The 11,486-nt window shown below is 68.6% G+C and carries 9 protein-coding genes and 2 pseudogenes; 4 read left to right on the forward strand and 7 right to left on the reverse strand.

From position 1 onward, the window contains the following. Positions 1-984, forward strand: a 984-nt coding sequence (locus tag K228_RS28995; RefSeq protein ID WP_025620455.1) for a hypothetical protein, incomplete at its 5' end; no start/stop codon positions are given. Between the two features lie 68 nt (positions 985-1,052). On the opposite strand, the gene K228_RS0122610 is transcribed toward K228_RS28995, so the two are convergent. Further along, positions 1,053-1,880 carry a peptidoglycan-binding domain-containing protein gene (locus K228_RS0122610; protein ID WP_025620456.1) on the reverse strand — a complete coding sequence of 276 codons (828 nt, stop codon included), beginning with the start codon at positions 1,878-1,880 and terminating at the stop codon, positions 1,053-1,055. Then, positions 1,858-2,013, reverse strand: coding sequence for a hypothetical protein (locus tag K228_RS29000; protein ID WP_188116244.1), 156 nt, complete (start codon positions 2,011-2,013; stop codon positions 1,858-1,860). The genes K228_RS0122610 and K228_RS29000 overlap by 23 nt, the downstream gene beginning before the upstream one ends. A gap of 640 nt (positions 2,014-2,653) precedes the next feature. On the opposite strand from K228_RS29000, the pseudogene K228_RS30265 reads away from it, so the two are divergent. Together K228_RS30265 and K228_RS0122625 are read left to right on the forward strand one after the other, a co-directional pair. Next, positions 2,654-3,934: pseudogene (locus tag K228_RS30265) on the forward strand (MFS transporter). Positions 3,935-4,076: 142 nt separating this feature from the next. Next, positions 4,077-5,570 carry a hypothetical protein gene (locus K228_RS0122625; protein WP_025620457.1) on the forward strand — a complete coding sequence of 498 codons (1,494 nt, stop codon included), beginning with the start codon at positions 4,077-4,079 and terminating at the stop codon, positions 5,568-5,570. Between the two features lie 58 nt (positions 5,571-5,628). On the opposite strand, the gene K228_RS0122630 is transcribed toward K228_RS0122625, so the two are convergent. From K228_RS0122630 to fepB, 5 genes are all read right to left on the reverse strand, one after another. Next, positions 5,629-6,846, reverse strand: a complete 1,218-nt coding sequence (locus tag K228_RS0122630; RefSeq protein WP_025620458.1) for an enterochelin esterase domain-containing protein — start codon at positions 6,844-6,846, stop codon at positions 5,629-5,631. 35 nt (positions 6,847-6,881) lie between these two features. After that, the gene (locus tag K228_RS0122635; protein ID WP_025620459.1) at positions 6,882-7,688 is read right to left on the reverse strand and encodes an ABC transporter ATP-binding protein; all 807 of its coding nucleotides are present in this window, start codon (positions 7,686-7,688) and stop codon (positions 6,882-6,884) included. A gap of 14 nt (positions 7,689-7,702) precedes the next feature. Beyond that, entirely contained in the window at positions 7,703-8,755 is a 1,053-nt protein-coding gene (locus tag K228_RS0122640) for a FecCD family ABC transporter permease (protein ID WP_025620460.1), read from the reverse strand. Next, positions 8,752-9,702 (reverse strand): iron chelate uptake ABC transporter family permease subunit, encoded by a 951-nt coding sequence (locus K228_RS0122645; RefSeq protein ID WP_025620461.1) that lies wholly within the window; start codon positions 9,700-9,702, stop codon positions 8,752-8,754. The genes K228_RS0122640 and K228_RS0122645 overlap by 4 nt, the downstream gene beginning before the upstream one ends. Positions 9,703-9,820: 118 nt before the next feature. Beyond that, positions 9,821-10,810 (reverse strand): Fe2+-enterobactin ABC transporter substrate-binding protein, encoded by a 990-nt coding sequence (gene fepB, locus K228_RS0122650; protein ID WP_025620462.1) that lies wholly within the window; start codon positions 10,808-10,810, stop codon positions 9,821-9,823. A gap of 314 nt (positions 10,811-11,124) precedes the next feature. Between fepB and K228_RS0122655 the strand changes: the two are divergent. Continuing rightward, a pseudogene (locus K228_RS0122655) lies at positions 11,125-11,486 on the forward strand (right-handed parallel beta-helix repeat-containing protein); the annotation flags it as partial.

An 11,486-nucleotide genomic window follows, 5' to 3' on the forward strand; every position in this document is an offset into this window, starting at 1 on the left:
CTGCCCGCGATCGTCACCCCGATCACCCTCAACGGCGGCAAGAACACCACGATCGAACGCGCCGCCGCCGTGGACGAGTTCCGGATCTTCACCGTCAACACCGGTGGCGACCTGACCCTCAACCATCTGAAGGTCACCGGCGGCCAGACCGACGGCAGCGGTGGGGGAGTCCTCGTCAACCCGGGTGGAGCGTTGACCACCAACCACAGCGCCATCACCCGCAACATCGTCGACGGCGACGGCGACGGCGGCGGCATCGCCAACCTGGGCACCACTCGGGTCAAGTACTCCAAGGTCGACTGGAACATCACCGGTGAACAAGGCGGTGGGATCTTCAGCACCGGCCTTTTGGAGATCATCAAGTCGCACATCGACAACAACACCGCCGACCAGGGCGGTGGCATTCTCCAGAGCGGTAGCACCATCACCGTCAAGGGCGGCAGCATCTCCGGCAACCAGGCATCCGACGGAGGAGGGCTGTATCAACTCGGCGGAATCGGCAGGCTGACCGGCACCAAGGTCGCGAAGAACACCGCCAGTGGTAACGGTGGCGGTATCCGGGTCGGCGAAGGCGGGCAGTTGACGCTGCGGAAGGTCAACCTCTCCGACAACTCCGCGCTGTCCGGTATCGCCGGTGGCTTGTTCGTCGAGGGCGCCGAAGTGTTGGACACCATCGCTGTCGTCGAGGACAGCCTCATCAAGAACAACACCGCCTCCGGCCTCGGCGGAGGAATCGACAACTCGGCAGTAGCCGTGTTGCGAAACACCAAGGTCATCGGTAATCAGGCCGATGAGGGCGGCGGCATCTACAACTCCGGCACCCTGACCCTCTTCGCGACGAAGGTGGTCAAGAACATCGCGGTCACCGACGGCGGGGGCATCGTCAACTCCATGGGCACGGTTGAGCTGAACACCGCCACCGGCACCGTGGTCATCAAGAACCGCCCCAACAACTGCGTGGACGTCCCCGGCTGCGCCGGCTGACACTCCGAGCAGAACACCAAGGGTTCCGCCCCACCACGAACGTGGTGGGGCGGAACCCTTGGTGATGATCAGCGAATTGGGTTGCGGTAGGCGGCATTCCACGTCTTGCGGCCCAGGAGCCCATCTCTGCTGAGGCCCTGATCCGCCTGGAACGCCTTGATCAGCTCCCGGTGCTCCGGGCCGTACCGGCCGTCGTGGCCGTCCTTGCGGAGATACCGCTCTCCCTTGCCAGCGGGCCAGCCTCGGCGGGTGAGCTGTTTGGTCCACGTGGCGAGCCACTGCCGGTCCGACTTGCCATTGAATTTCCGGCGGTAGTAGCCCGACACCGACCGATCTCCTCCGCTGCGGGGGCCAAAGTAGTAGCCGCTCGGCAGGGGGAATGCCACCGCCGGCCCCGGTGCGGGTCGGACCGTCGTGGGCTTCTCGGGCTCGACCGGCCCTGGCCTGCCGAGCTGGTCGAGCCGCCAGTTCGTGCCCCGCACCGTGTCGGCGGCCTGGGTGAAGTCAGAGTTCACGTGGCAGTGGCTCGTGTGCGGATTCGAGCCGGTGTAGGTGTGGGTGGCGAAGTTGTGCCGGCGGTGCCAGATTCGGCGCTTGTAGATGATGTATCGGACCCACCACAGCGAGCCGGAGCGAGCGAGCTTCACCCACAGCTGTACGACCTGTTCCATCGTGACCCCGCCCGGGTCGCGTAGGTCGGCGTCGAAGTCTCGGGCCCGTACTTCGTCGAGGTGGTCGCCGTCGCGATACTCTGGCCGACCGGTTCGGTCCGGGTTGTGGCTTGACGGGGAGCTTTGGTGGGAGGTGTCGCCGATCGATCCGTCCGACCTGGTGTCTCGCTTGGGGAACCGCTTGTCGAGTTGATCACGGGCTTCATCCAGGTTCGGTACCACCATCCATGCCATCGATGTTCACCTCCACAATTGGCCAGTCGGTCTGCTCAGGGTCGAGCCATGGATCCGGGGTCTGCATCCCGATGTGCTGCTCCGGTTCCTCGTTCGGGACCGGATGCGGGTTGGTGGCGGACATGTTCCTCCCTTAATTGAGATGCAAATTTGATCGGTGTATACGCCTAGCGTTTTGGCGGCACGATCAGTGGGATCCTGATTCCTCTATGAATCATGATCTCGACAATTCATGCCGACTGGTAGATGATTAATCGATTCTAGCGGCCAGGTGGCTCATGAGCATGATCAAAGCCTTGTCGCAGATTGCTCTGTGGGTGGTCGGCGGGCATTGATATGAGACGTGAATTCCATTCTCGATAGCGCATGCCGCGCCGCGGCTGGTTCTTGATCACCGAGGTGTGCCGCAGTCGAAGTGCTCGTCGCCCTATTCATATTCGCTGGCCTTGGCGTGGCTGTCCTACGGGCTGGCGGCCCGCCAGCGGCAGGTGGGTCCCGGCGCCCCTCGCGTCGCTGCTGCCTGGCCGTTCCTTGTCTGTGCTGGGGAAGGATGCCGAGGCTGCGATGAGGTCCGGCGCCTTGCGTGTGATCCCGGCGGTGGGATGGGAACTGGGCGGATGCGGTGCCGGTAGTTACTTCAGTCGAAGTGCCAGCTCTGCTGGGAGCTAATTTTATTGCGACTGGTTGGTGGCGGGGGGATGCTTCCCAGTATGGCCTTCCGGAAAGCGGTACCTGCTGCTATCCGTGCCTCGCCCTATTGGCCGGTGCTGCGGCACCGCATTCTGCGGCGACTGCTCCCGGGGTCGTGTTGTCATATCTGGGTGATGGCATGAGTCTGGTCGCAGTCAGTTGGCTTGCCCTTCAGTTGGCCCCACCGGAAAGCAGGGCCATCTGGGCTGCGGTGGCGATCGCCGCGTACACCCTGCCGGGGACGCTCGGAACGGTTCTGTTCGGTCGGTGGCTCAGTGGTCGCGGTGGTGCCCAGTTGGCCGCGTGGGATGCGGTTCTACGGACCGTGATGCCGCGCTGATTCCGGTGGCGCAGCTGGCCGGAGTGCTGGACATCTGGCTGTACACGGTGTTGCTTGGACTCTCCTCGCTGCTGCGGTCGTGGGGGTCGGCCGGTCGATTCACGCTCGTCGCCGAACTACTCCCGCCGAAACACCGCCTGGCGGGTAACGCGCTCATCGGTCTTTTTGCCGAGGCCTCAGTCCTGTTCGGCCCTGCCCTCGCAGCGGTGATCATCGGTCTTGGTGGCGCGGTCGTCGTCATCGCCATTGACGCCGCGACGTTCGCCGTCCTGGCGGGCACCTACCTGCTCGCGGTGCCGAAGACGGCGCGCGTTCCGCTCGAAGCACGGAGGTCGTCTGGTCTCGCCGGCTTGGCTGGGATCTCACGTGACCGTGGCATGCTCGGTCTCTCCATCCTGACCTTCGGCTTCTTCTTCCTGTACGGGCCGATACTGGTGGCGCTGCCGGTCCACGTTGCGGAGGGTTCCGGCGACTCGGCCGGAACCCTCGCCGCGTTCTGGGCGGTCTTCGGTGTCGGCGCGATCGTCGGCGGTTTCGCCGCTGGCTACCTACGGCGCTGGCGGCTGTGGCCGGTCACCATCACCATCGTGCTGGCCTGGGGCGTCGCCCTGCTGCCGCTGGGTGCCGGGGCGCCAACGGGGGTGGCGCTCGTCATGTTCGCTGTGGGTGGGCTCGTCTGGGCCCCCTTTCCGCCACCACGATGGCCCTGTTGCAGGGCCAGACCGAGGGGGTGTCGAGAGCTCAGGTGATCGCCGTGTACAGCGCGATCGGGACTCTCTCCGTGCCGCTCGGCACCCTTGCCGGCGGACCGATGATCACCAGCTTCGGTGCTCAGCCCACCATTCTCGGCTGCGCCGGACTGACGCTGGTCCTCGGCTCGGTGGCGGCAGCTGTCGTGATCGGTCGGGCTCGCCGGCGGTCGGACGGCGAGGCCGCGGCCGAGTATCGGCCCAGCGCGGAGTCCGCAGCCAGGGGGCGTAAGGATATTCATGTTCGTCTGGTTTGGTGGATTTAGCCGTATTCAGGGCTCCGTGCCGCTTCCCTTTGTTTAGCGTGCGGTGGCTGGTATCCCCCGGCGGGTAGCTGAGGAGTGACCTCGACTGGCATCCCCGCCGGGTGGTTCCTTGCCATGCACGGGGAAGGACATCGAGACCGCGATGAACCATCAGCGCCACACCCAGGGAGAGCAGCCCGACCGTCCGGGCGAGGAGCCGGTGCGGCCATGGTGGCGGCGGTGGTGGGTTGTCGGGTTGGCCGGGGCGACCGGTCTGGCGCTCACCGCAGTCGGGGTTGTCGTGACTCCGGCCGGCGAGACGGTCGGACGCGTCCTGCCGGCCGCGTCCGGACCCCCTGTTGACGGGCCACCCAGCGACGACCGTGGGGACGAACGCAACGGTGCGGCCGACAAGGGCGCCGGGGTCAGGGGCGAGGCGGACAAGGGCGTCGGGGGCAGGGGCGAGGCCGACAAGGCGGACAAGGGCGACGGGGGCAGGGGCGAGGCGGGTAGGGGCGACGGGAGACAGGGGGAGCGGCGGGCAGGCAAGCCGGTCCCCTGCGACTCGGATCGGCTGATCGCCGAGATCGCCCTGGCCAACACCGGCGGTGGTGCCGTGCTCGACCTCGCTGAGGGCTGCACCTATCTGCTCACCGCCGACCTCGGTGGCACCGGGCTGCCCGCGATCGTCACTCCGATCACTCTCAATGGTGGCAGGAACACCACCATCGAGCGGGCCGCCGCCGTCGACCAGTTCCGGATCCTCGCCGTGAACGCCGGTGGTGAGCTCACCCTCAACCAGCTGACGATCACCGGCGGACACGCCGCCGAGGGCGGCGGGGGGATCCTCGTCAACACCGGTGGAGCGTTGACCATCAACCACAGCGCCGTCATTCGTAACATCGCCGATATCCTGGGCGGCGGTATCGCCAGCAACGGCACCACCCGGGTCAGGCACTCCAGCATCGAACGGAATATCGGAGACCAGCGCGGCGGTGGGATCTTCAGTGCCGGCCCACTGGAGATCGCGCAGTCCCACGTCCGCGGAAACATCGCCGACCTCGGCGGCGGCATCTTCGCCTCCGACAGCAGCGTGACCGTCAAGGGCGGCAGCATCGCTGACAACTGGGGGCAGTCTGTTGGTGGGCTGTTCGTCTCCGGCGGCATCGGCACGGTTACCGGCACCCGAATCACTGGAAATTCGACCCATTCCGATGGCGGTGGGGTCCGGGTTGGTCTCGGCGGGCAGCTGACGTTGCGGTGGGTCCGCCTGGCTGGCAACACCGCACTGTCCGGTCTGGCCGGCGGTCTCTTCGTCGAGGGGGACATCGGCGGAGGGAGCTACGTCGTCATCGAGGACAGCATCATCAAGAACAACACCGCGATGGCTGCCGCTGGCGGCGGAATCTTCAACGCGGGACAGACGGTGATACGACGTACCCGGATCCTCGGCAACCGGGCCGACTTGGGTGGCGGCATCCACAACTCCGGGACGGTCAGCCTCGCGACGACGAAGGTGGTCGACAATATCGCCGTCACCGATGGTGGGGGAGTCGTCAACGACGGCGGCACGGTGGACCTGAACACCGCCACCGGCGCCATCGTGATCCAGAATCGGCCGAACAACTGCGTCAACGTTGCGGGCTGTGCCGGATAGCAGCCCCGCGATCCGTGCCCGGGCGGCTACCGTTCCCGACCTCCGGTGATCGACAAGGTCAGCGGGGTGACGGATTCGACGGCCGCCGTTCCGTACCGAGAAGGTCCGCGACGCCGTCCTCCCACAGCCCACGCCACCAGGCCATGTCGTGCCCACCCTGGAACTCCCGGTAGGCCACGGTGGGTGGGCTCTCCGCGAGCGCCTCCCGCAGCCGTCGGTGCGGCTCCAGCAGTGTCGGTTCGAGCACGCCCACAGTGAGGAAGAGGCGCACCGGCCCGGCCGTCGTGGCGCGGTCGAGCAGGTCGTGTTGCCACAGCGACGCCGACTGGCTCAGCGCCGCACCCACCGACTCCGGGTGGTCGAAGGCGGTCTTCAGCGCGGTGAGCCCGCCCAGGCTCTCTCCGGTCAGCACGACATCCCGGGGATCGGCGCTCACCGGTACCCGATCGCGTAGCCACGGCAGCAAGAGCGTGACCACCTCCTCGCTCATCGCCCCGTCAATGCTCAGATCGGCCATCCGGCGTGCCGAGGTGCCGCCGGTCTCGACCATTGCCAGGTAGGGCGCGCGGATCGTTCCCGATCTCGTGAGCCGATCGGCGCTGGCGGCGGCGTAGCCGGAGGCGTGCCACACCTCCCCGTCCAGCACCAAGACCAGCGGCCGAGGTGTGTCGTCAGCATCCGGTGGTGGGCAGAGCCACACTGGGCGCCCGGCGGGTGTGACCAGGCGCTGAGCGCGGGGAGACGGTCCTTGCGCGGGCGCTGCCCGCGGTGGCGCGGCGTCCAGCTCCGCCACCGACGCGAGCCGGCCGCTGTGGGTGTGGACGCGTCGCGGGTTGCGGGGGTCGGTGCCGCCCTCCTCGCGGATCGTGCGCATCGCCCACCGTGGTTCGATGTCGGAGAGCGTGCTGCTCCCCGCCGCATCGGTTTCGAGCACTGTGTACGACCCACGCCAGTCGGCGGGTAGGCGGAACGCGGCGTGCCACACGTCGGTGCCCGGCACTCGCTCCATCCGGCTGTCGTCGAGGTCGTAGGTCACTCGATTGACGGTCACGTGGACCGCGGTGGCAGCGGCGGACCGCCACAGGAACGTCACCCGCCGCTCCCCGTCGCCGGCCCCTTCGACCAGGGGCGTACGGCGGGCGACCGTCTCCCAGAACTCCGTCGCCGAGCAGTCGGCTGCGAGCCGGGCGATGCGTGGGCTCGGGGTGCGGCGCGACGGCGGCTTCGGCGGTGCGGGCGGCAGCGTGACCCGGCTCGGGCCATCGGTGAGCTTCACGTCTGTTCCTTCGGTCCTGCGTCCCAGCGGTGACGTCATGCGGCGGCGGTGTTCCGAGCGGCGATCGGGATGACCAGCGGTGTGCCGAACACCGGGTCGGTGACGACGCGGGCTTCCAGCCGGAAGACGTCGTGCAGCAACTGCTCGGTGAGCACCGTCTCCGGGGCGCCGGTGGCCGCGACCGCGCCGTCGTGCAGCACCACGAGATGGTCGGCGTAGCGCGCTGCCTGATTCAGGTCGTGCAGCACCAGGACCACGGTGCGTCCCTGGTCGCGGTTGAGTTGCCGGCACAGTTCGAGCACCTCGAGCTGGTGCGAGATGTCGAGGTAGGTGGTGGGCTCGTCCAGGAGTAGCACCGGCGTCTCCTGGGCGAGGATCAGCGCGATCCACACCCGCTGCCGTTGGCCGCCGGACAGCTCCTCGACGGCGCGGTCCGCCAGCTCCGCCACCCCGGTCGCCGCGAGCGCCCGGGCCACCGCCTCCTCGTCCTCGTGGCTCCACTGCTGCAACATTCGCTGGTGCGGGAAGCGGCCACGGCCGACGAGGTCGGCGACGGTGATACCGGCCGGCGCCACGGAGGACTGTGGTAGCAGCCCGAGTCGGCGGGCCAGTTCCTTCGGGGCCAGCCGCTGCACGTCCTGGCCATGGAGCAGTACCTGGCCGGTCTTGGGGCGGAGCAGTCGCGCGAGCGCTCGCAGCAGCGTTGATTTGCCGCACGCGTTTGGGCCGAGGATCACGGTTACCGCGCCGTCCGGGATGGAGACGTCAAGATCGTGAGCGACCTGACGTGACTCGTACGCGAGCGTCAGGCGGGCTGCCTCGAGAGCGGGTGGGGAGGTCATGGGGTCCTTCCGGCTCAGACCTGCTTGGCGCGGGTCAGCATCCAGATCAGGTATAGGCCACCGACGATGCCGGTGACTCGGCCGATGGGGACCGCGGCGGTGATCGGCAGCAGCCGGGTGACCGTGTCGGCGAGTATCAGCAGGCACCCGCCCATCGCGGCGGCGCTGACCACCGGCATGCGACGCCAGCCGGTGAGCCGGACCACGAGTTGCGGTGCGGCCAGGGCGACGAACGCGATTGGTCCGGCGGCTCCGGTGGCCAGCCCGGCGAGGGCTACCGCGGCGAGCATGAGCAGCACCCGGGTGCGCTCCACCCGGACCCCGAGCTGCTGGGCGATGTCGTCGCCCATCTCGATGAGCGATGCCCGGCGGGCGAGGGGGAGAACGAGCGGTGCGAGAACGAGCACACCGACCGCGACCGGCAGGGCGTGCGTCCAGGTACGGGCGTCGAGTGAACCCGACAGCCACAGACTGGCGGTGTACACCTGGTTCAGATCTCCGGTCACGAGCAGCAGCCCGTTCACCGCGCCGAGCACGGCGCTCACCCCGATCCCGATCAGGATCAGCCGGTAGCCGCCGGTCACGCCGCCCCGACGGGAGAGTATATAGACGACTATCGCGGTGAGTAGCCCTCCGGCCACCGCACCCAGTGACACCTGTAGGGCCTCGGCCTGGAAGACGATGATCTGCACGATCGCCCCGGTCGCCGCTCCGGTGGTGAAGCCGATCACGTCGGGTGATCCGAGCGCGTTGCGGGACACCGACTGGAAGATGGCCCCGGAGATACCCAGCGCGGCCCCGGCGGAGAGCGCGGTGATCACGCGGGGTAGTCGCAGACCCCGCACGACCCGGTCGTGCTGGGCGTTCCCGGAGGTGTCGACGACCGCCGCGACCACCTCGGCGAACGAGAGTCGCAGCGTGCCGATCGCCATCGCCGCGACGCCCAGGGCCGCGCCGACGACCAACAGGACGACCGTGATCGTCACCAGCCGCGGCGAGATCACCAGGGAGGTCCCGCCCACCCGCCACACCTGTCGCCCCTCGGGGAGCAGCCGGGCCGGGGTCACAACCGCACCATTCGGCGGCGTCGCACCAGCAGGACGAAGAACGGCCCGCCCAGAATCGAGACCATGATGCCGACGCTCACCTCACCGCTGGCGGGGAGGGCCCGGCCGAGGGTGTCGGCGACAACGATGAGCGCAGCGGCCAGGGCGCCCGAGTAGGGCAGGACCCAGCGGTGGTCCACACCGGCCAGGAGCCGGGCGAGGTGCGGCGCGGCCAGCCCGAGAAAGGCGATCGGCCCGGCCGCTGCCGTGGCAGCACCGGCGAGCACGATAACGGCGATGCCCGCGGTTGCCCAGACCCGGGTGGGGCTGCCCCCCAGTGACCGGCTGAGCTCTTCGCCGAGCATCGCCGCGTCGAGCGGACGTGCGAGGGCGTAGGCGAGCAGGAGCCCGGCGGTGGCGAGGAGGCCGGCGGCGATCAGTACGTCGGTGCCACGGCCGGCGAGCGAGCCGACCATCCAGTGCCAGTAGCGGTCGTAGACCTGCTCGGTGCTGTTAACGAGAATGAGGTGGGTCAGGGCCATGAGAACGACGGTGAGGGCGGCGCCGGCAAGCACGAGCCGTACCGGGTTGGTGCCGGTGCGCAGGCCGCCAAGCAGGTAGACGATGATTCCGGCGATTCCCGCGCCGAGGACGCCGAGCCACATGTAGCGGGACGGCTCGGTCACGCCGAAGAACGCGATGCCGGCGGCGATGGCGGTCGCCGCCCCGGCGTTGACGCCGAGTAGGCCCGGCTCCGCCAGCGGGTTGCGGGTGAGCGCCTGCATGACCGCGCCGGCGACGCCCAGGCTTACCCCGACCACGATGCCGAGCAGCGCACGGGGAATGCGTTGATGGACGACGAGCAGGTGCGCCGAGTTGGTCGGGTCGAACGCGGTCACCGCGTCCCAGGTGGTGGTGAGAGGGATGGCCCGGGTGCCGACGGTGGCACTGGCGAAGGTGCCGATCACCAGTACGGCCGAGAGCAGAAGCAGCCCGGTGCCGCGGTACCGCCGGCGTGGGCTGGTGATTGTGGTCGGGACCGTCCGGACCGGGTGGGGGCGCGGCCGCCCCCACCCGGGCGCCGGGTCACTCGGCGAAGCGGGCGACGACGCCATCAACGATCTCGGTCGCGCTGTACGGGTCCACTCGGAATGAGTTCGGCCCGAGACCGTATACCTGGCCCTGCTGGACCGAGGGCACGTTCGCGAGCACCGGGTCCACGGCGAAGGCCTGTGCGCCCGCGTCGTCCTTGCTCAGGATGAAGGTGGTCTCCGCGGTCAGGGTGGTCAGGTTCTCGTACGCGGTCCAGACGAAGTCCTCGCGAAGTTGACTTCGGGTGTTCCACTCCGGGTTCGGGTCCTCGAGGGTGAACCCCAGGTCACTGAGGAGACGGGCCTGGGCGGAACCGCGGCGCGCGATTGGGTTGCTTTCCCCGGCGCCGTTGAACGAGATCACGTTCGCGCTGCCGTCCGGCGCCTGGATCTTCGATGCTGCCTCCCGGACCGAGTCGTCGAACGCGCTGACGGTCTGCTCGGCCTCGGCCACCAAGCCGGTGGCCTGCCCGAGCGTCACGGCGAGCTCCTGCCAGGTCTGCCCGCCGTAGTCGACGACGATCGTCGGGGCGATCTCGCGTAGTTCGCCGATCTGGTCCACCAGCGAGTCGGCGCCGCTGGCGGAGACGATGACGAGGTCGGGCGCGTGGGCGTAGACCGCCTCCAGGTCAATCTTCCCGGCGGGCCAGAGGTTGGCGACGTCGCGTTCGTCCGCCACTTCGGCCCACTGGGCGAAAAACTCGCCGGTTGCCCCGGAGCCGGAGGCCACCACCGGGGCGTCGAAGGCGAGCAGGGTGCCGGTCACCGATACGGAGGTGGAGACGATCGCCTCGGGTTTGTTCGGGATCTCGGTGGTGGAGCCGTCGGGGTTGGTGAAGGTACGCGGCCACCCGGCCTCCTGGGAGACGGCTGGTCCCGTGCTGCCGGTGTCGGAGGTGCTGGAGCAGCCGACTGTGGCCAGGGCGGCGAGGGCGGTGACGGTGATGCCCGCGAGGATCCGGGCGGGCGAGGGGTAGTGCACCATAACGATCCTTGTTCGGGCCGGAGCGCGACACGCTCCAGCTAAGTTAGGTAAGGCTAACCTATCGAAGTTGAACCATAGAGGTCGCCGGGAGGCATGACGGCCCGGGTTGCGGTCAGGACCGCGAGCGGATCGTGGTTTGGCGGCAGGCGGGCCCTGTTCGGGGACTAATTTTCGGGTTCATGTTCATATGAGGCCTTTGTCGGCTTAGGTTCGGGTGTCGGCTACCGCCGGTTCGGTAGCCGAGGGACGCCGCGCCGGGCTGGCCCCGGTCGGCGGAGTTCCTCGCCGTGAAGGGAAAGGCACCGACACCCGCGATGAGGTATCAGGACCACGACCACAGAGGTGGACCGGCGCGGCCGGGCGCGAACCGCACCCGGGCCCGGCGGTGGTCTGCCACCGGGTTGGCTGTGGCGACCAGCGTCGCGCTCGCCCTGGTCGGCCTCGCTGTCGCCCCGGCCGCCCACGCGGTCGGACGCACCACCACCGAGGCCGATGGGCAGAAGCGGCCGAAGGGTACGGCGGTCGCCTGCGACGCGGACGCGCTGATCGCCGCGATCACGTCCGCCAACGCCACCGGCGGTGGCGTGTTCGACCTGGCCAAGGACTGCACCTACCTGCTCACCGCCGACATCGACGGTGCCGGTCTGCCCGCGATCGTCACCCCGATCACCCTCAA

This window comes from Salinispora cortesiana (assembly GCF_000484695.1).
In the GTDB taxonomy this organism is placed as follows: domain Bacteria; phylum Actinomycetota; class Actinomycetes; order Mycobacteriales; family Micromonosporaceae; genus Micromonospora; species Micromonospora cortesiana.

What these genes read in the sequence shown, in the direction of transcription:
- K228_RS0122610 (WP_025620456.1), bottom strand. Translation starts at nt 1,880, where the DNA reads ATGGTGGTACCGAACCTGGATGAAGCCCGTGATCAACTCGACAAGCGG.
- K228_RS29000 (WP_188116244.1), bottom strand. Translation starts at nt 2,013, where the DNA reads ATGTCCGCCACCAACCCGCATCCGGTCCCGAACGAGGAACCGGAGCAG.
- K228_RS0122625 (WP_025620457.1), top strand. Translation starts at nt 4,077, where the DNA reads ATGAACCATCAGCGCCACACCCAGGGAGAGCAGCCCGACCGTCCGGGC.
- K228_RS0122635 (WP_025620459.1), bottom strand. Translation starts at nt 7,688, where the DNA reads ATGACCTCCCCACCCGCTCTCGAGGCAGCCCGCCTGACGCTCGCGTAC.
- fepB (WP_025620462.1), bottom strand. Translation starts at nt 10,810, where the DNA reads ATGGTGCACTACCCCTCGCCCGCCCGGATCCTCGCGGGCATCACCGTC.